Here is an 18651-nt window from a genome sequence, read left to right on the forward strand (position 1 = left end):
TCCTTGTCGCGATAGCAACATCTCTTACTTAGCAACCATTTTTGCAAGTGTCCGCAGGATTTTGCCCCAGAATCCGAACCAGTAACGCCCGAGGCTCACGTACAGCATCAGTGCCGACTGCAAGCACTTTACCGTCCATATTCGCAGTATATTCGGCCACTACATCACCAAAAGCATTACGCTGCAAAGCAACCTTCTGGCCCTTCCTCACATCGTCCCCCAACTTGACGAGAACTTCTGCAAAACCACCTGTCGTTGCCCGAATCGAGCTCATTTCATTACCTATGTATGTCTTATGACTCTCGGCGGTGGCCCCAAGCTTTCCGTCTATCACCTTGTAGTGACTCAACACGTTTAAGGCCCCCTGTAAACCTCGATCAATCATATCCTGTTGATACACCCGTGGCTCGCCTACTTCTGCGGTTATAGCCGGAATGCCATTCTCAACAAACGTAGTTTCCATCGACCCCGCTTCGCCAGGATCCTTTTTAATTTGGTCGGCAGGGAACAGTTCCGCAATGGTCTTTACATCCGCATTGCGATAATCGGCATAAATAAAGAGTGGGTATGCCGTCCCAGTAGACTGAGTGTGATAGTCGATGGCCAAATCGACATTCCCTTTGTAGATTTTGTTCCACATCAGCCATGCCTGACGCTCGGGAGCATTACCTGTCTCTTTACCTGGATGAATCCGGTTGTAATCGATCACATCACCACCGTCAGTCGATATTGCCCATGTACGCGACACTCGCTCTAAACCGGAACGATTGGGGCCAATAACCCCAATGACGGTCCCTTTCATCTTGGCTGGTTCAAGTTGTGCCATCGCCTTTTGTACGATCCGAACACCATTGAGTTCGTCACCATGTACTCCAGCCTGTAGCAATACTTTTTTACCATCGGTAGCCCCTTTGGCCACCATGACAGGCACATACCAACGTTGCCCGGTTCCGGTCTCGACGCCCTCGAACATAAAACGGTGCTGGCCTGTAGCAAGATCAGCGACATCGAGTGCTGAAATCACAGGTATACCTTGGACCTTATCGCCTGTGTACTGAGTGGCTGCATGGGCAACCGAACCAAAAAGTGCTAATCCAACAGCAAACGCAACATAACGCATACGACTCTCCATGATGCTCAATATGATTAGTAAATCCCGACTCGATAAGCTGGCAGGCAGTCCAAGGCTAAAAACATGTCGAGGTGACTAAGCTATCAAGGAGATATGTCGAGTATCTACTTTGGGTTAGAAGAAATGTGATGCAAAGACATAGTCTCGGACACATTGAAGACGAATGAATCCACTCTCCCTTGTGCTGACATGCAAGACCACAAAACCAAATCACATCTGCCGTTTTTGATTTTCCCGTTTTGCCCGCCAACAAAGGCAAAGAGCCCAAATAAAGCCGTAAATCTGCCGAAATTTCAGCAGTTAGCCAGGCCCCCTCCATTTAACTGGCATCAGGAAAGGATGATAGGGCGGTCTCTATCACCTCATGGAGCTTATCCAGCGAGATATCCCCACCGTATCGGTCATAGCTGATCGCTCCGTTGGTGTGACCCAAGATCGCCGCCGCATACTGCAATGGCACACCGTGATCTTTGAGGGCTGTCCCCACGGTATGCCGCAGGCTGTGGAAATCCTTGTCGACGGGGCGATGGCGGCTAAACCACTGCCCCCACAGGTGGCTGTATCCATCCTGGCGATGGGGCAGTTCATGGAAGAGGCGCCCCCCTTCCCTCCCCTTAACAAACTCGATGAAACCGCTCTGGAGGAGATATCGATGGAGAGGAACGAGGCGAGCACTGTTGACCGTCTTGAGTTTCTGGTCTGGCCGTCCATTGCGAATATTTAGGCACCATATACCGTCAACCTGTTGCACATCATCGGCATAGAGCTGACAGATTTCGTTGGCACGAGCTCCGGTGAACAGACCCAGCAGAGCAATCCACCTACGGTGGGGCTCTTGCTGCTTAGCCCACCCGATAAACTTGCGACGTTCTTCCGCTGTGTATCCACTTCGTGAGTTCACCTCCTTGGCTCGCTGCAGCTTCAATCCGGCGAAGTGGTTGATGATTCCCTCCTGATGGTTAGCCAGCCAGCTAAACAACAGGGAGAGCTTCTGGAGGTACTTGTTGATGGTGGCCGGACTCTTACCCGAGTTCAGTAGCCCATCCTTGAACATGACCACGTCAGCCTTGCTGTAGCCGGTCACAGGGCGATCCCCCAGTGCCTCGATAAAGGAGCCGAGATAGTTTTTCTGGTTCTTTCGCTCTTTGGGAGCCCAGGATAGGGCCTTCTCCTTCTGATAGCGGTCACTCAGGACTGACAGGAGCGGAGCAAGCGGTTTAACCGCCCGAGCTACCGGCTTGGTGCTCGATTGATTTGGTGGGGTCTCTGATGCCTCAGCAGGCTCAACGCCAGATTTCGGTCTGGAACGCACGCAGGCAAGCAGCTGGGTCACCTTGTTACGTGCACAAAGTTTGTCTCGGGTATGCAGGGATTTTTTGATCTCTTTACGACGACCACAGGGGAGCGTGGTGACTTTCCGGTAATACCAGATGCCGTGGGGACTGAGCCAGAGATTCATCGATGAGCTCCTCGTCGTCCACACAAAGTGGATGACCAAGGGCTTTAGAAAGCTAACTTATTGAATGGCAGAAACAAGTGGTGGCCCTACCAGCCACATCCCGGCACTCGAGTCCCCCGCCTTGGCTGCTACCTTCCGGTCCTGACCAGGTCGACGGGTTATCAATGCGAGAGGACCAATAGGACCACCGGCGAGGAGAATAGGCAAACTGGGCGTTCAATGCAACGGCTTTCTACCCTCCAACAGATCGTTTGCCTTATTTTTCAACAATCTGCTGAATGAATCAGCTAAACAGCATAAATTTCGCCCCCACCAGCAGCATCAGCAGGGCAAAGGCCTGCTTGAGGCGTGTGGGTGACAGGCGGTGTGCCAGCTTGGCGCCAATGCGTGCGAACTGGGTACTGGTCAGCACAATGCCCAGCAGGGCGGGCAGATAGATGTAGCCCACACTCCACTCGGGCAGATCGGCATGATCCCAACCCGCATAGAGGTAGCTGAGGCTCCCCGCCAGCGCGATGGGTATGCTGCAGGCTGCAGAGGCCGCTACCGCATTGCGCATTGGCACCGAGTTCCAGCTCAGATAAGGGACAGTGAGCGAGCCACCGCCAATACCAAACAGGGCTGACATCCAGCCAATGATGGTACCGGCAATGCCTGTGCCGAGCGGCCCCGGCATATGGCGCTCCGCTTTGGGTTTAAGGTTGAGCCCCATCTGTAGCGCCATGCTCCAGGCGAAGCAGCCGATAATGATATTGAGGGTGCTGGTGCTGAGCAGATTGGCGGTCATGCCGCCGAGCCAACCCCCGATCAGCATGCCGGCGCCGAGTCGGCGGATCATCACCCAATCGACGGCGCCCGCCTCCCGGTGGGCCCGCAGCGAGCTGAATCCGGTAAAGATCATGGTGGGCAACGAGGTGCCAAGGGCCAGATGAGTAATGATTTCAGGGTCGATGCCCTGGGCGCGAAAGGTAATGACCAGCACGGGGACAATGATAAGACCGCCGCCGATCCCGAACAGTCCCGCCAGCATACCGGCAAAGGCGCCCAGCAGGAGGTAACCCATAAACAGCATAAAAATTCCTGTGTTAAACAAAAACTGGCCAACACGGCCGGGCAACAGTGGATATCTGCATGAAAAAAAAGAGATGGCGCGAGGGCCATCTCTTCATTGTGCCGGTTAGTGCAGTGGAATGGTACCGTCCATCACCTTGTAGAAGGCCAGCACGGCACAGCCGAGCAGGGCCGCCGTCATCCCCTGCTCCAATCGGTTAAGGCCGCGCAGACCGTGATGCTGACGCGCCTTCCAGTAGATGAAGATGCCCGGACTATAAAGCAGCGCCACCAGCAGCAGGTACTCCACACCGGCAGCATAGACCAGCCAGCAGCCGTAAACGGTCGCCACCAGGGCCAGCAGCAGGTCACGCTTGCGCTGATGAGGTTGACCCTGATAGGTCTCCCCTTTCAATGCCAGCTTCAGGCCATAAGCGCCCGAAAAGACGTAAGGCACCAGCGCCGCCGAGGTTGCGATGTTGACCAGCGCCAGATAGGTGCTGCTCTGGAAGTAGATGATGATCAGGAAGATCTGCACCAGACAGGTGGAGCACCAGAGGGACACCTGCGGCGAGCCGTTCTTGTTCTCCTTGGCAAACCAGCCCGGGAACACACCGGTCTTGCCCGCGATGTAGGGCACTTCAGCGGCCAGCACGGTCCAGCTGAGCAGAGCACCCATCACAGACACCACCAGACCAATGTTGATAAGCCAGGCGCCCCAGGGGCCGACCACTGCTTCAAGGATCATGGCGGTCGAAGGGTTCTTGAGCGCCGCCAGTTGCGGCTGGCTCATGACACCCAGCGAGAACAGGGTCACCATCACGTAAAGCGTCAGGGCGCCGAGCAGCGCCAGCACGGTAGCTCGGCCCACATCCTTGCGATGACGGGCACGGGCAGAGACCACCACGGCCCCTTCAATCCCGATAAAGACCCAGAGGGTCACCTTCATGGTGGACTTGACCTGATCCATCACGGAGCCAAGCTCCATGTTGTTCTGGCCCCAGATATCCAGAGTGAAGGTATCCATGTTTAAGGCCAGCAGGATCGCGACACAGAAGACGATGAGCGGCACCATCTTGGCGATGGTGGTGACGATATTCACCAGCGCAGCGACCTGCACCCCGCGCAGCACCAGCGCATGCACCGACCAGATCAGGATGGAGGCCAGCGTGATGGCCACCGGCGTATTGCCGTCACCGAAGATGACGTTGTCAGGCGTATCGAAGAAGTAGCTCAGGGCGCTGAACACTACGATGGCGTAAGAGACGTTGGCCAGCAGTTGGCAGAGCCAGTAACCCCAGGCGGCGTTGAAACCGATGAAATCGCCGAAACCGGCCTTGGCATAGCTGAAGATACCGCCATCGAGATCGGGGCGGCGCATGGAGAGGTTCTGATAGACCAGCGCGAGACAGATCATGCCAAGACCGGTGATGGCCCAACCCAGGGCGACCGCCCCGGCACTGGCATGCGCAGCAATGTTTTGTGGCAGACTGAAGACCCCGGCGCCGACCATGGAGCCGATCACCAGCGAAATGAGGGCGCCCAGCCCTAGTTTCTTGTCCATTTCAATCCTGTTTATTTAGGCGGCGGCAGAGCGTCCGTATTCATACTGCGCGCAATATGGGAGGGGCTGGGAATCCTGACCCCGTGAAAAAGGCGGCAACTATATTGCATGACTATTCCGACCGCAATCCCTCGTCCCGTCAATCATGCACCGCCTTGACCGCGCGCAATTTTACAGCACTGACCCATATGGCCTGTGAGCTGGCTCAAATTAACCAAGACCCATTGATATTTCTCATTTTTCTGCCAACACAACCTGACTCGCATGGTTCCTATGCATCGCCATTCAGGCACTCTCTGTATAAATAATCTGCATAAAAAAGCCCCGGTGGAAACACCGGGGCCCATTATGTAAATCCCTATAAACGCAAACCGCCATCCAGTTCTATCATCCTTCCCGACAGATAGTCGTTGGCAAAAATAAAGCTCACCGTCTCGGCCAGCTGCTGCGCCTCGCCAAGGGTGCCGACCGGAATGGCCTGCTGCATCCGCGCCATCGCCTCCGGCTTCATCGCCGCCGTCATGTCGGTGGCAAACACCCCGGGGGCAATCCCCATCACCCGAATGCCATGGCGCGCCAACTCCCGCGCCCAGGTCACCACCAGCGAGGCAACCCCTGCCTTGCTGGCGGCATAGTTGCTCTGGCCAATATTGCCGGCGCGGGCGATGGAAGAGATGTTGATGATAACGCCCCCCTGCCCTCCTTGCGCCATCAGCGCCGCCCCTTCACGACCGCAGAGGAAGGTACCGGTGAGGTTGACGTCAATCACGCTCTGCCACTGGGCCAGCGTCATCTTCTCCACCAGCTCACCCTCTTTCACCTTGATCAGCATGCCATCGCGCAAAATGCCGGCGCAGTTGATAAGACCGTGCAGCACGCCAAAACGCCCCTTGATGGCAGCAAACACGGCCTCAACCTCGGCTTCGCTCGCCACATTGCAGACAAACAGCTCGCACTGGCTATCTTGATCGCACTGATCATTCTGGCTGCGCACCAGGGCTGCGGTCGCCTCCAGATCGGCGCGATTGATGTCGAGCAGCGCCAGCGTCGCCCCCTGTGCGCCCAAGGCCAGCGCAATGGCACGTCCCAAGCCACGTCCGGCACCGGTAATAACGATGACCTTATCTTTGATATCCATCAATGCTCCTTGTAGCTGGTCGAAGGGAGATGCCTTGAAGAGAGGTGGCCCGTCAGGCGGGACCCTGTTTATCCAGATAGAGTTCGACGATGCTGGAGAAATCGCGGCTCCCCTGCCCCTGAGCGGCATGCAGGTTGAACAGGTTACGCGCGAGCGCCCCCATGGGCACAGCGCTGTGAGCATGCTCGGCCAGCGCCATGGCCAGCCCCAAATCTTTCACCATCAGACGGGTCATAAAGCCCCCCTGATAGTTGCGGGCGGCAGGGACATTCTCCATCACCCCGGGCCAGGGGTTGTAGCGCTCCAGACTCCAGTTGTTGCCGGAGCTCTTGCCCATGATGGTGGAGAGCACGGCGGGATCCAGCCCCTCCTTCACCCCGAGGGCCAACGCCTCGGCGGTGCCCGCCATGTGGATCGCAAGCAGCATGTTGTTGCACATCTTGGCGATCTGCCCTGCCCCCAACGCCCCGGCATGAAACAGATTCTGCCCCATGCAGGCGAGCAGGGGCTTGGCTGACTCGAAATCCGCCCCGTCGCCACCGACGATAAAGGTGAGCGTCCCGGCGGCCGCACCGGCGACACCACCCGAGACAGGGGCATCGATAAAACGCAAACCACGCGCGCGGGCCGCCTCCCCGACCTGACGGGCAGAGTCGACATCTATGGTGGAGCAGTCGATCACCAGTGCACCAACCGGCAGTGCTGCCAGCAGATCCTGCCCACCTCGCTCACCGGCGCTCTCGCCCAACCAAAGATCGCGTACATGCTCCCCCGCAGGTAGCATGCTGATCACCACCTCGCAGCCGGTCACCGCCTCGCGGGCATCCCCCGTGGCGATGCAGCCAGCGGCGATGGCGCGCTCAATGTTTTGGGCAACCAGATCAAACACCTGCACCGTGTGCCCGGCCCTGGCCAGATTGGCCGCCATGGGCCCCCCCATGTTGCCGAGCCCGATAAACCCTATCCTTGTCATCCCGCTTGCTCCTTGCGTTGCTGATGGCGGCGTGCGCCGGTTGCCAAGATGTTATTCCTTGCAGGTCAACGGATTGCGCCCCAGCGGCCAGCGATAGAACTCGTCCAGCCACGCCCCCTCCGGTAGTAGCTGCTGCCAGCGGGGATCTTTATCCTTGTCGATCAGCAGTGCCCGCACCCCTTCCACAAAATCCCCCTTGAGCACGCAGTTGACCGAGAGGGTCAGTTCCTCGGCAAATACCTCTGCCAGTGAGTTGCGACGAGCCTGCCAATACTGGCGCCACAAAATGGCGCGGCTGATGGGGCTGCCAGTGCGGCAGATCTGTTGCGCCTGCTGAAGTACCGCCTCCTGTTCATCGAACTGGGCCTCGAACAACCGACCCAATACCCCTTGCAACGAGCGTCCCGCCAGCAAGGCATCGATCCTTTGTTGATGGGGCAGCAATACTGGCGCAGGCAACCGGGCCACCACCTCACCATGCAACCCGCTGAGCAGCAGCTCGATCTGCTCACGGGGATCACCACTGGCAGCCCAGTCGAGTACGGCGAGGCGTGACAGCAGCGCACTGCGCTCGCCACTGGCGATGGCGTGATCCGCCAACCCCACCCCAAGGGCATCGGCGCCATTAAAGCGGGCACCAGTCAGACCGAGCCAGAGCCCCAGCCGCCCCGGCATCCGGCTTAAAAACCAGCTCGCCCCCACGTCGGGGTAGAGGCCGATGGTCACCTCCGGCATGGCGAACAGGCTTCTTTCGGTCACCACCCGAAAATCGGCTCCGGCAAACAGGCCAATACCGCCCCCCATGCAGATACCGTCCGCCACGCAGATCAGGGGCTTGTGGTAAGAGTGGATGTGGTGGTCGAGCCGGTACTCCTGCTCGAAAAAGTCGCGGGCATATTCGAACAGTTCCGATCCGCTTGCCTCCTGCTTGCGGTAATAGAAGGAGCGGATATCGCCACCGGCACAAAATGCCTTCTCACCCATCCCCTGCAGCAGTACACAGACGATGGCGGGATCCTGCTCCCAACGGGTCAGCGTCTGTTGCAGGATCTGGATCATCGGCAGGCTCAATGCGTTGAGAGACGCAGGGCTGTCGAGGGTCAACACCCCGATCTGATGGCCATCTTCGGTGGGATAACAGCTAACCTTGACCGGCTCACTCATAAACGGCTCCGTATGGATTTATTCTGTTGGGCCATATTGCCAGCGCGGTAAGCGTTTCTCCAGGAAGGCGGCCACCCCTTCACGTTGGTTGGCATCGCTAAAGAGTTCGAGAAACAGCGACCGCTCAAGGGGCAAGGCGGCATCCCGCGGGCCACTGCGGCCCAGATTGATCAGGGTTTTGCAGGCGCGCAGGGCGCTCGGGCTCTGGCGCTCCACCAGATGGGCCATCTGGTGCGCGGCCTCCCACGCCTGACCGGTTTTCACCACCTCCTCCACCAGCCCCATCTCGTAGGCCAGCGAGGCACTCACCTTCTCGCCGCAGAGGATCATCCGCTTGGCCCAGCCCGGCCCCACCAGCTCGGTCAGGCGCTGGGTGCCACCGGCACAGGGAAGCAAGCCCACCGAGGCTTCCGGCAGTCCCAGCAACGCCTGCTGCTCGGCGATGCGGATATCACAGGCCAGCGCCACTTCCAGCCCGCCGCCCATGGCATAACCATTGATGGCGGCGATACTGACGCCATGAAAACGGGCCAGCGCCTCGAAGGCCTTGCCAAAGGCCTCGGCTACTTCGCGGGCCAGCTCGACATTCCCCTCGACAAACATATTTAGGTCGGCACCGGCGCAGAAAAATTTGTCGCCTGCTCCGCGGAGCACCAGCGCCACCACATCGGGACGACTGTCGAGCTCCACCATCATCTGCAAAAAGGCCTGCAGGCTGGCGAGGGTCCAGGTGTTGGCAGGGGGATGGTCGAGGGTGATATAGGCCACGTGGCCATGATATTCGAGTCTGATCCTTGTCATAACATTGTCCTTGTCGATGAAGCTGCCGCCATGATGACAGGCTTGAATGACACCAACCTGTGGCTGGCTCACAAAGCCGAAACCGGCATGGCATGGTGCAAATCGGGTGGCAGGCAACACACCCTTGATGCGACCATCGGTTAGCCCAGCGACAAACCGTGATCGGCCAGCATGCGGCGCGCGATGATGAGTCGCATCACCTCGTTGGTGCCCTCCAGAATGCGGTGTACACGGGTATCGCGCAGATAGCGCTCGAGCGGATACTCGCGGATATAACCATAGCCGCCAAAGAGTTGCAGAGCCTCATCACAGATTCGATAACCCACATCGGTGGCAAACCGTTTGGCCATGGCACACCAGGCACTCTTGTCCGGTGCCCCGCGATCCAGCTTGTCGGCGGCCTGACGCACCAGCAGACGGGCGGCAGCCAGCTCGGTCGCCATATCGGCCAGGCGAAATTGCACGCTCTGGAATTCGCTGATCGGGTGACCAAATTGCTGGCGCTGCTGCACATAAGCCAGCGCATCGTCAAGCGCCTGCTGGGCGGTGCCCACCGAACAGGTGGCAATATTGATGCGCCCCCCATCGAGGGCCTGCATGGCGAACTTGAATCCTTCCCCCTCCGCACCCAACCGATAGCAGGCAGGAATGCGAACCCCATTAAAGACAACCTCCCGGGTCGGCTGGCTGTTCCAGCCCATCTTCTCTTCTGCCTTGCCATAGCTCACACCGGGGGCATTAGCCGGTACCATAAAGGCAGAGATCCCCTTCGCACCTTCACCACCGGTGCGCGCCATCACCACCAGCACATCGCTGCTGCCTGCTCCCGAGATAAAGACCTTAGTTCCCTCGATGAGGTAGCTGTCACCCTCGCGCACCGCCCGGGTCTTGAGGGCCGCCGCATCTGAGCCTGCCCCCGGTTCGGTGAGGCAATAGGAGCCCAGCAGCTCGCCACTGGCCAGCTTGGGCACCCACTCTTTGGCAACCTCGGTGGGCAACCAGCTACCCAGCATCCAGCTCACCATGTTGTGGATGGTCAGATACGCAGTGGTCGAGGTACACCCCATGGCGAGGCGTTCAAAGATGAGGCTCGCATCGAGGCGAGGTAGCCCCAATCCGCCAAACTGCTCCGGGGTATAGAGACCGCAAAAACCGAGCTCGGCCGCCTGCTTGATGGTCGGGATCGGAAACTCATGCTCCTTGTCCCAGCGAGCGGCATGGGGTTTGAGCGCCTCATCGGCAAAGGCGGCGGCCGCCTCCACATACGCCTGTTGATCATCGGTCAGGGTAAAATCCATCTCGTCGTTCACTCCCTTGTTGCCTCACGCTTATTTTCCCGCGCTTACTTTCCTGAGTTAGTGCTTTATGACGCGACGCCCACACGCTGCGTCAGTCGGATCTGCCACTATGGCGCTGTTGTCGTGGTAGCTGATGACGCTCTCATAACTACCTCTCTATCGACACACAACAGATTAACAATTGATTTACGTTTACGCTAACGTAAACTTGTGGCAGAAGTGAAGTACAAAATGGACCGACCACTGCCAGCCGTAACGCCGAGTCAGCCGGTCGAATCAACCTTCCTACCCGACTGTCATATCCGCAAGGAGAGCATGGATGCAGATGGATGAGACCCTGAATGCCCTGACCGAACAGGTTGCGGCCTTCTGCCAGAAAGTGATCGCCCCGCGCGCCAGCGAGATCGATCAGAGCAATGCCTTTCCCCGTGATCTCTGGCCCCGGATGGGTGAGCTGGGGCTGCACGGCATCACGGTGGCGGAGGAGTATGACGGGGTGAACCTCGGCTATCTCGCCCACGTGCTGGTGATGGAACAGGTAAGCCGCGCCAGCGCCTCGGTCGGCCTCTCCTACGGCGCCCACTCCAATCTCTGCATCAATCAGATCCACCGCCACGGCACGGCGGAACAGAAAGCGCGCTACCTGCCACCGCTGGTGAGTGGCGAGCATGTGGGGGCACTGGCCATGAGCGAGCCGGGCGCAGGCTCCGATGTGGTTAGCATGCGCCTCACCGCGGAGCGCGAGGGCGATCACTTCGTGCTGAACGGCAACAAGATGTGGATCACCAACGGTCCCGATGCCGACACCTTCGTCATCTATGCCAAGACAGATACCAGTGCGGGCCCCAAAGGAATTTCTGCCTTTATCGTTGAAGCCGGCACTCCCGGTTTTTCTACCGCCCAGAAGCTCGACAAGCTGGGGATGCGCGGCTCCAGCACCTGCGAGCTGGTGTTCGACAACTGCCGGGTGCCGCAGGAAAACCTGCTGGGCACCTTGCATGGCGGAGTCAAGGTACTGATGAGCGGGCTCGACTACGAGCGGGTGGTACTGGCGGCCGGCCCCCTTGGCATCATGCAGGCCTGCATGGATGTAGTACTCCCCTATGTGCGCGAGCGCAAACAGTTCGGCCAAGCCATCGGCGAGTTCCAGCTGGTGCAGGGCAAGCTCGCCGACATGTATACCCGTCTGGCCAGCAGCCGGGCGCTGGTCTACTCGGTGGCGAGCGCCTGCGATCAGGGTCGCACCAGCCGTAAAGATTGCGCCGCAGCCATCCTGTTTGCCGCCGAAAACGCCACCCAGATGGCGCTCGATGCCATCCAGTTGCTCGGCGGCAACGGTTACATCAACGAATACCCCACTGGCCGCCTGCTGCGAGACGCCAAACTCTACGAGATCGGCGCTGGCACCTCGGAGATCCGCCGCTGGCTCATCGGCCGCGAGCTGATGGGGGATAACGCATGAGCAGGCTCCACTCCCGTCTCGACACGGCGAGCCCGGAATATGCGGCCAATCGGGCTGCAATGCAGGGGCTGGTCGACGATCTCCATGCCCGCATTGCCGAGATCGCGCTAGGGGGCGGCGCGGCCAACAACGCCCGCCATCAGGCCCGTGGCAAGCTGCTGCCCCGCGAGCGCATCAATCAGCTGCTGGACCCGGGCTCCCCGTTTCTCGAACTGTCGGCGCTGGCTGGCTGGCAGGTCTATGACGAGCCGGTGCCCGCCGCCGGCATCATCACCGGCATCGGCCGGGTTTCGGGCCGGCTCTGCATGCTGGTGGTGAACGACGCCACCGTGAAAGGCGGCACCTACTACCCGCTCACGGTGAAAAAACACCTGCGCGCCCAGGCCATCGCCGAGCGGCTGCGCCTCCCCTGCCTCTATCTGGTGGATTCCGGAGGCGCCTTCTTGCCGATGCAGGACGAGGTGTTCCCCGACCGGGATCACTTTGGCCGCATCTTCTACAACCAGGCCCGCATGTCGGCCCAAAACATCCCTCAACTGGCAGTGGTGATGGGGCTCTGCACCGCCGGGGGCGCCTACGTGCCCGCCATGGCGGACGAGTCGATCATGGTCAGGGAGCAGGCCACCATCTTTCTGGCGGGTCCGCCGCTGGTCAAGGCTGCCACCGGCGAGGAGATCAGCGCCGAGGCCCTGGGCGGCGCCGAGGTACACTGCGCCCACTCGGGGGTAGCTGATCACATGGCCCGTGACGATGCCCACGCGCTGGCCATCGCCCGCACGCTGGTTACTCATCTGGGTAGCGAGCCGGTAGAGAGCAGCCCCGGCTACGAGCCCCCCTGCTACCCGATCGAGGAGCTCTACGGTCTGGTGGGCACCAGTCTCAAACGCCCTTACGACGCCCGCGAACTGATTGCACGACTGGTGGATGGCTCTGATTTTGACGAATTCAAGGCGCTGTTCGGCACCACACTGGTGACCGGCTTTGCCCGTATTTGCGGCATGGAAGTGGGGATCCTCGCTAACAACGGCGTGCTGCACAGCGACAGTGCCCAGAAGGGGGCCCACTTTATCCAACTCTGTAATCGCCGCGCCATCCCACTGCTCTTTTTGCAGAACATCACCGGTTTTATGGTGGGGAGTAGCGCAGAAAAAGAGGGGATCGCCAAGCACGGCGCCAAGCTGGTAACCGCAGTGGCCTGCAGCCGGGTGCCCAAGATCACCCTGATCGTCGGCGGCAGCTTTGGTGCCGGCAACTACGGCATGTGCGGCCGCGCTTATGAACCCGATTTTCTCTTTAGCTGGCCCAACAGCCGCATCTCCGTCATGGGGGGCGAGCAAGCGGCCGGGGTGCTGGTGCAGGTGCGCCGGGACAAGCTGGCTGCCGAGGGCAAAGATTTGAGCGAGCAGGAGGCGGCCGCCATCCGTGCCCCGGTGATCGAGCAGTATGAGCGGCAGGGTCACCCCTACTACGCCAGCGCCCGCCTCTGGGATGATGGCGTCATTGACCCGGCCCAGAGCCGCACCGTGCTGGCGCTGGCGCTCGCCGCCTGTCAGGGTGCCCACATTGAACCCGAGCAGTACGGCATCTTTCGGATGTAAGGAGCAACCTATGTCAGATCCACTTACTTCCTCAGCACTTGGCTCTTCAACACAGGGCCCGTTTCGGCTGGAGCGGCACGGCCCAGTGGCCGAGCTGGTGCTGTCGCGCCCAGCCCGCCACAACGCCTTTGATGCCGACCTGATGCTGGGGCTGCTCGACTGCCTCGATGATCTGGCCCATCTCCATGGTCATGATCTCGCCGAACGCCCTCACGCCCTGCTGCTACGGGCAGAGGGCAAACACTTTTGCGCGGGCGCCGATCTCAACTGGATGCGCAATCTGGCTCACGCCGATTTTGAGCACAATCGCGAAGACGCCCGGGTACTGGCGCGGCTGATGCAGACCCTCGATGAGCTCCCCTTCCCCACGGTGGCGCTGGTGCAAGGGGCCGCCTATGGCGGGGCGCTGGGCCTCATCTGCGCCTGCGATCTGGTGCTGGCCAGCGACGATGCCCGCTTTTGCCTCTCCGAGGTGAGCCTTGGTCTGGTGCCTGCGGTGATCAGCCCCTACGTGGTACGCGCCATGGGAATGCGTCAGGCGCGCCGCTACATGCTCAGTGCCGAACCATTCGATGCCATCACCGCCTGTCGGCTCAATGTGGCACATCAACTCTGCCAACCGGATCAACTGCTGGCGGAGGGACGGGTGCAAGCCCTTCGTCTGTGCCGCAACGGGCCGGAAGCGATGAAAGAGACCAAACGGCTGCTGGCGGCGATAGAGGCCCATCCTTCCCGCCTGCACGAAGAGAAAACTGTCGAGACCATCGCCCGGGTTCGGGTGGGGCTCGAAGCCCAGGAGGGGATGCAGGCCTTCTTTGACAAACGCCCTCCCGCCTGGCGTCCCCGTTTCAAGGATGAGACATGACCCATCACACTCAAATTAAGCGCCTGCTGATTGCCAATCGCGGCGAAATCGCCGTGCGCATCATCAAGACGGCTAAACGCCTCGGCATCCACACCATCGCCCTCTACTCCGGTGCCGACGCCCACGCCATGCACACCCGTCTGGCCGATGAGGTCTGGCATCTGGGGCCCGCACCGGCCAGAGAGAGCTATCTCGACACCGGCAAGGTGCTGAAGATTGCCAAAGAGGCGCGCGCCGATGCCATCCATCCCGGTTACGGCTTTCTGTCGGAAAACAGCGATTTTGCCACCGCCTGCGAACAGCGCGGCCTGCGCTTTGTCGGCCCAAGCGGCGCCGCCATTCTCGCTATGGGCGATAAATCGGGCGCCAAGGCGCTGATGCAGGCTGCCGGTGTACCTGTGCTGCCCGGCTATCACGGCACGGATCAGCGGCCGGACTTTTTACGCGATCAGGCGAGCCAGATTGGCTTCCCGCTTCTTATCAAGGCCGCCAGCGGCGGCGGTGGCAAGGGGATGCGCCGGGTCGATCAGCTGGCCGACTTTGACGAGTCGCTGGCGGCAGTCAAACGGGAAGCCAAGGCCGCCTTTGGCGACGATCGGGTGCTGCTGGAGCGCTATCTGCCCCAGGCTCGCCATGTTGAGGTGCAGGTCTTTGCCGATAGCCTCGGCAACGCCATCTATCTGGGGGACAGGGACTGCTCCTTGCAACGACGCCATCAGAAGGTGATCGAAGAGGCGCCCGCCCCCGACATCCCTCCGGCTCTGCGCCGCGCCATGGGGGAGGCAGCCGTGGCCGCAGCCAAGGCCATCCACTATCAGGGGGCTGGCACCATCGAGTTCCTGCTCTGCAAGGATGAGTTCTTCTTTATGGAGATGAACACCCGGCTGCAGGTGGAGCATCCGGTCACCGAAGCGGTGACCGGGCAGGATCTGGTGGCTTGGCAACTGGCCGTGGCCGAGGGCAAGCCACTGCCACTCACCCAGGATGAGGTGGTGCTGCGCGGCCATGCGGTGGAGGCGCGCCTCTACGCCGAGGATGTGGCGGCCGGTTTTTTGCCTGCCAGCGGGCCTATCCACTGGCTCCACTGGCCCGTTGGCGTGCGCATCGACACTGGCGTCACCGCTGGCGATGAGGTGAGCCCCTATTACGATCCCATGATCGCCAAGCTGATCGCCCACGGCCAGAGCCGCACCGAGGCGTTCGCCAAACTTGCCGATGCGCTGGCTGCGCTGGATCTCGGCCCGCTGGTGCACAACGGCGCGCTCTTGCTACGCCTTTGTGAAGAGCCTGACGTCTTGGCCATGGGCCACCATACCCAGTGGCCCATCCCCACCACAGCGCAGCCCATTCCTGAACTCGCCTGGCCGCTGGCCACCCTCTGGCTGGTGAGCCGCCCTGCGGGTCACTCCCCCTGGCAGCAAGCCTGCGGATTTCGGCTGGGACCGGATCGCTGCTGGACGGCGGCGGTGCGCATCGGTGATGAGCACCGGGTATTGACCCTTAACGATCATGGCGGCCAGTTCGAGTGGCAAGGGGAGACTCATTGCTACCAGAGAGGTGACGATCATATCCGGCTGCAGCAGGGTGGCTGCTGGCAACAGATCCCCATTCAGACGGTCGCAGGCTCGGAGGCAGCCTTCATCATGACCCTGGGGGGCCAGCGCATCCGCTTCGCGGCCGATGATCGGCAGCACAGCCACCACCATGAGCAGGCAAACGAGAAGGCGCAGGGCGCCATCGCGCCCATGCACGGCATAGTGGTAGCCGTGCTGGTCGAGCAGGGGCAAACGGTCAGCAAGGGGCAACCCCTGCTGGTACTGGAGGCGATGAAGATGGAGCACCAGTTGCGCGCAGAGCGGGACGGGGTAATTGAAGCCCTGCAGTGCAAACAGGGCGAGCAGGTAAGCCAGGGGACCGTGCTGGTGCGCTTTGCCGAAGAGACTGCTTCACAGGAGGAACACCCATGAACCGATCACAGGACGTCCGTGACGACAGGGTCAGTCTGGTGGAGATGGGGCCGCGCGATGGCCTGCAAAATGAAGCTGCGCCCCTCTCCTTGGTACAACGGCTGGAGTTGATCCAGCGACTGGCAGACAGCGGCCTGCAACGCATCGAGGTGGGTGCCTTTGTCTCTGCCAAAAAAGTGCCGCAGATGGCGGACTCCGCAGCGCTGTTCGAGGCACTGCCGCGCAAGGGCTCAACCCGTTACGGCGCTCTGGTGCCCAATCTGCAAGGCTTGCAGGCAGCCATTGCCGCCCGCGCCGACGAGATTGGCCTCTTCACCGCCTGCTCCGACGGTTTTACCCGCGCCAATATCGGCATCAGCGTGGAAGAGTCGCTGGTGCGCTTCGCCCCGCTGGTGCAGGAGGCGCGCCGCCTCGGCATCAAGGTGCGCGGCTACCTCTCCACCGTCATCGCCTGCCCGTTCGATGGCCCGACCCGGCCGAAACGGGTCGCAACCATGGCCGAGCAACTGCTGGATCTCGGTTGCCACGAAATTTCGCTGGGGGACACCATCGGCGTCGGCACTCCGGGCACCGTGGCCCCCATGCTGGATGCGGTGCTGCACGAGATCCCGGCGGGGCGACTCGCGGTCCATTTTCACGACACCTACGGCCAGGGGTTGGCCAACCTGCTACCCGCGCTGGAGCGCGGCATTCGCACCATCGACTGCTCGGTGGCGGGGCTTGGCGGCTGCCCCTATGCGCCGGGCGCTTCCGGTAATGTGGCGTCAGAAGAGGTGGTTTACCTGCTGCACGGCCTTGGCATGACAACCGGAGTGGATCTCGACAAACTGGCGGCCACCGGCCAGTGGGTCTGCGAGCAGCTCGGTCGCCCCAACGGCTCACGGGTCGGTCAGGCCTTGCACGCCAATGCCGAGCGGCTGCGTGCCAGCCTCTGCCAGCCACACGCCCAGCGACAGGAGTCATAACCATGTCGCGTTCCCTGTCCGGCAAGGAGATCACCTACAGCATTTCGGAGCTGGCCCACGAGTTCGATGTCACGCCGCGCACCATCCGCTACTACGAGGACGAGGGTCTGCTCACTCCCCAGCGGGAGGGTCAAACCCGCATCTACAGTCATCGGGACAAGATCCGGCTCAAGTTGACCCTGCGCGGCAAACGGCTGGGGTTTAGCCTGGCGGAGATCCGCGAGCTGTTCGAGATGTATGACACCGACCGGTCAAGCAAAACCCAGCTCCACTCCATGATCCAGCTGATCGAGGCAAAACGCGGTGTGCTGCACCAGCAACTGGAAGATATCCAGATGGTGATGGCCGAGCTGGAAGCCGCCGAACAACGCTGTGTTAATTCCCTTAACAGCTTGAAAACCGACACAGATTAACCGAATCTGGGATCATGTCATTACCTTGGTGATCTCATGAAATATTGGTGCTGGTTATTGTTGTTCCTCAGCCTGCCCGGTTGGTGCCATTCCCTCGTCAAGGTTGGTGGCTATCCCTATGCGCCCTTCGTGGTCAAACTCTCAGATGCGCACTATGAAGGGCTGACACTGGATCTTATCGAGCAGCTCAACGCGGTGCAAAAAGAGGTGACCTTCGTCTTTGTCCCCACCTCGGCTGCCAACCGCTACAAAGCGCTTGATATGGGTCGCTTTTCGTTGATGCTGTTTGAAGACAGCAACTGGGGCTGGCAAACGGAGAAACTCAAGATGACTGCGCCTTTTCTCGGTGGTGGCGAAGTCTATGTGGCCCTGAGCAAAGAGGGCCGGGATCAGCGCTTTTTCGATGACCCCTCTCGGCACCACCTTATCGGGGTGACCGGCTACCACTACGGCATCGGCCAGTTCAATGCCGATCCCATCTACCTGCAGCGCAAGCTCAATATCACCCTGGTCAAAGACAATGTCAGCGCCCTGCAAGCACTGCTCAAAGGGCGTGGTGAGGTGGCCATTATCAACGTCTCTTACCTTAACCAGTATCTGCTGGCCCATCCCGACACAGCCAACCAGCTGCTGATCTCGAAAAAATGGGATCAACAGTATCAACACCGCGCCATTCTTCACCCTGCGGCACCCATTACTCCTGCCCAGCTGGAACAATGGCTGGCAGCCCTGCAACAAAAGGGTGAACTGGATCGCCTTTGGACAAAGTACGGCGTACAACAGTACGCAACCCCATGATTAC

General features: G+C 60.2%; 16 protein-coding genes and 1 other RNA gene. 7 read left to right on the forward strand and 10 right to left on the reverse strand.

Translation table 11 applies throughout. From position 1 onward, the window contains the following. Positions 1 to 28 precede the first annotated feature (28 nt). From G5154_RS02225 to G5154_RS02270, 10 genes are all read right to left on the reverse strand, one after another. Positions 29 to 1120, reverse strand: a complete 1092-nt coding sequence (locus G5154_RS02225; protein WP_421250239.1) for a M14 family metallopeptidase — start codon at positions 1118 to 1120, stop codon at positions 29 to 31. A gap of 331 nt (positions 1121 to 1451) precedes the next feature. Further along, a complete protein-coding gene (locus G5154_RS02230) occupies positions 1452 to 2591 on the reverse strand; it encodes a tyrosine-type recombinase/integrase (RefSeq protein ID WP_421250240.1) in 1140 nt (379 codons plus the stop codon). An 84-nt stretch (positions 2592 to 2675) separates the two neighbouring features. Further along, positions 2676 to 2772: signal recognition particle sRNA small type (gene ffs, locus G5154_RS02235), an RNA gene on the reverse strand. Between the two features lie 102 nt (positions 2773 to 2874). Continuing rightward, complete coding sequence (locus tag G5154_RS02240) at positions 2875 to 3663, reverse strand: sulfite exporter TauE/SafE family protein (RefSeq protein WP_042052835.1); 789 nt, start codon at positions 3661 to 3663, stop codon at positions 2875 to 2877. A 105-nt stretch (positions 3664 to 3768) separates the two neighbouring features. After that, positions 3769 to 5205 carry an arginine-ornithine antiporter gene (gene arcD / locus G5154_RS02245; RefSeq protein WP_421250241.1) on the reverse strand — a complete coding sequence of 479 codons (1437 nt, stop codon included), beginning with the start codon at positions 5203 to 5205 and terminating at the stop codon, positions 3769 to 3771. Between the two features lie 358 nt (positions 5206 to 5563). Next, the gene (locus tag G5154_RS02250) at positions 5564 to 6343 is read right to left on the reverse strand and encodes an SDR family oxidoreductase (RefSeq protein ID WP_042052836.1); all 780 of its coding nucleotides are present in this window, start codon (positions 6341 to 6343) and stop codon (positions 5564 to 5566) included. Between the two features lie 52 nt (positions 6344 to 6395). Next, complete coding sequence (gene mmsB / locus G5154_RS02255) at positions 6396 to 7316, reverse strand: 3-hydroxyisobutyrate dehydrogenase (protein WP_421250242.1); 921 nt, start codon at positions 7314 to 7316, stop codon at positions 6396 to 6398. 51 nt (positions 7317 to 7367) lie between these two features. Continuing rightward, positions 7368 to 8480 carry an enoyl-CoA hydratase/isomerase family protein gene (locus G5154_RS02260; protein WP_421250243.1) on the reverse strand — a complete coding sequence of 371 codons (1113 nt, stop codon included), beginning with the start codon at positions 8478 to 8480 and terminating at the stop codon, positions 7368 to 7370. An 18-nt stretch (positions 8481 to 8498) separates the two neighbouring features. Further along, positions 8499 to 9281 (reverse strand): enoyl-CoA hydratase, encoded by a 783-nt coding sequence (locus G5154_RS02265; protein ID WP_421250244.1) that lies wholly within the window; start codon positions 9279 to 9281, stop codon positions 8499 to 8501. 140 nt (positions 9282 to 9421) lie between these two features. Continuing rightward, on the reverse strand, positions 9422 to 10579 hold the full coding sequence (locus G5154_RS02270; protein ID WP_421250245.1) for an acyl-CoA dehydrogenase family protein: 1158 nt from the start codon (positions 10577 to 10579) through the stop codon (positions 9422 to 9424). 319 nt (positions 10580 to 10898) lie between these two features. Between G5154_RS02270 and G5154_RS02275 the strand changes: the two genes are divergently transcribed. Genes G5154_RS02275 through G5154_RS02305 form a run of 7 tightly spaced genes read left to right on the forward strand, consistent with a single transcriptional unit; the run spans position 10899 to position 18647 of the window. Then, positions 10899 to 12041, forward strand: a complete 1143-nt coding sequence (locus G5154_RS02275; protein ID WP_139407787.1) for an isovaleryl-CoA dehydrogenase — start codon at positions 10899 to 10901, stop codon at positions 12039 to 12041. Next, positions 12038 to 13639 (forward strand): carboxyl transferase domain-containing protein, encoded by a 1602-nt coding sequence (locus G5154_RS02280; RefSeq protein ID WP_421250246.1) that lies wholly within the window; start codon positions 12038 to 12040, stop codon positions 13637 to 13639. Before G5154_RS02275 ends, G5154_RS02280 begins: the two co-directional genes overlap by 4 nt. Before the next feature lie 10 nt (positions 13640 to 13649). After that, positions 13650 to 14504 carry an enoyl-CoA hydratase-related protein gene (locus G5154_RS02285; RefSeq protein WP_421250247.1) on the forward strand — a complete coding sequence of 285 codons (855 nt, stop codon included), beginning with the start codon at positions 13650 to 13652 and terminating at the stop codon, positions 14502 to 14504. Then, on the forward strand, positions 14501 to 16471 hold the full coding sequence (locus G5154_RS02290) for an acetyl/propionyl/methylcrotonyl-CoA carboxylase subunit alpha (RefSeq protein ID WP_421250248.1): 1971 nt from the start codon (positions 14501 to 14503) through the stop codon (positions 16469 to 16471). The genes G5154_RS02285 and G5154_RS02290 overlap by 4 nt, the downstream gene beginning before the upstream one ends. Then, on the forward strand, positions 16468 to 17436 hold the full coding sequence (locus G5154_RS02295; RefSeq protein ID WP_421250249.1) for a hydroxymethylglutaryl-CoA lyase: 969 nt from the start codon (positions 16468 to 16470) through the stop codon (positions 17434 to 17436). Before G5154_RS02290 ends, G5154_RS02295 begins: the two co-directional genes overlap by 4 nt. Positions 17437 to 17438: 2 nt before the next feature. Beyond that, positions 17439 to 17849, forward strand: a complete 411-nt coding sequence (locus G5154_RS02300; RefSeq protein WP_266133925.1) for a MerR family transcriptional regulator — start codon at positions 17439 to 17441, stop codon at positions 17847 to 17849. 36 nt (positions 17850 to 17885) lie between these two features. Beyond that, positions 17886 to 18647, forward strand: a complete 762-nt coding sequence (locus G5154_RS02305; RefSeq protein WP_421211266.1) for a substrate-binding periplasmic protein — start codon at positions 17886 to 17888, stop codon at positions 18645 to 18647. Positions 18648 to 18651 lie beyond the last annotated feature (4 nt).

It is taken from the genome of Aeromonas sp. 600527, assembly GCF_049175415.1.
Lineage (GTDB): Bacteria > Pseudomonadota > Gammaproteobacteria > Enterobacterales > Aeromonadaceae > Aeromonas > Aeromonas veronii_A.

Excerpts from the sequence above, each read along its gene's own strand:
- G5154_RS02225 (WP_421250239.1), bottom strand. The coding sequence starts at position 1,120 with ATGCGTTATGTTGCGTTTGCTGTTGGATTAGCACTTTTTGGTTCGGTT.
- G5154_RS02230 (WP_421250240.1), bottom strand. The coding sequence starts at position 2,591 with ATGAATCTCTGGCTCAGTCCCCACGGCATCTGGTATTACCGGAAAGTC.
- G5154_RS02240 (WP_042052835.1), bottom strand. The coding sequence starts at position 3,663 with ATGCTGTTTATGGGTTACCTCCTGCTGGGCGCCTTTGCCGGTATGCTG.
- arcD (WP_421250241.1), bottom strand. The coding sequence starts at position 5,205 with ATGGACAAGAAACTAGGGCTGGGCGCCCTCATTTCGCTGGTGATCGGC.
- G5154_RS02250 (WP_042052836.1), bottom strand. The coding sequence starts at position 6,343 with ATGGATATCAAAGATAAGGTCATCGTTATTACCGGTGCCGGACGTGGC.
- mmsB (WP_421250242.1), bottom strand. The coding sequence starts at position 7,316 with ATGACAAGGATAGGGTTTATCGGGCTCGGCAACATGGGGGGGCCCATG.
- G5154_RS02260 (WP_421250243.1), bottom strand. The coding sequence starts at position 8,480 with ATGAGTGAGCCGGTCAAGGTTAGCTGTTATCCCACCGAAGATGGCCAT.
- G5154_RS02265 (WP_421250244.1), bottom strand. The coding sequence starts at position 9,281 with ATGACAAGGATCAGACTCGAATATCATGGCCACGTGGCCTATATCACC.
- G5154_RS02270 (WP_421250245.1), bottom strand. The coding sequence starts at position 10,579 with ATGGATTTTACCCTGACCGATGATCAACAGGCGTATGTGGAGGCGGCC.
- G5154_RS02275 (WP_139407787.1), top strand. The coding sequence starts at position 10,899 with ATGCAGATGGATGAGACCCTGAATGCCCTGACCGAACAGGTTGCGGCC.
- G5154_RS02280 (WP_421250246.1), top strand. The coding sequence starts at position 12,038 with ATGAGCAGGCTCCACTCCCGTCTCGACACGGCGAGCCCGGAATATGCG.
- G5154_RS02285 (WP_421250247.1), top strand. The coding sequence starts at position 13,650 with ATGTCAGATCCACTTACTTCCTCAGCACTTGGCTCTTCAACACAGGGC.
- G5154_RS02290 (WP_421250248.1), top strand. The coding sequence starts at position 14,501 with ATGACCCATCACACTCAAATTAAGCGCCTGCTGATTGCCAATCGCGGC.
- G5154_RS02295 (WP_421250249.1), top strand. The coding sequence starts at position 16,468 with ATGAACCGATCACAGGACGTCCGTGACGACAGGGTCAGTCTGGTGGAG.
- G5154_RS02300 (WP_266133925.1), top strand. The coding sequence starts at position 17,439 with ATGTCGCGTTCCCTGTCCGGCAAGGAGATCACCTACAGCATTTCGGAG.
- G5154_RS02305 (WP_421211266.1), top strand. The coding sequence starts at position 17,886 with ATGAAATATTGGTGCTGGTTATTGTTGTTCCTCAGCCTGCCCGGTTGG.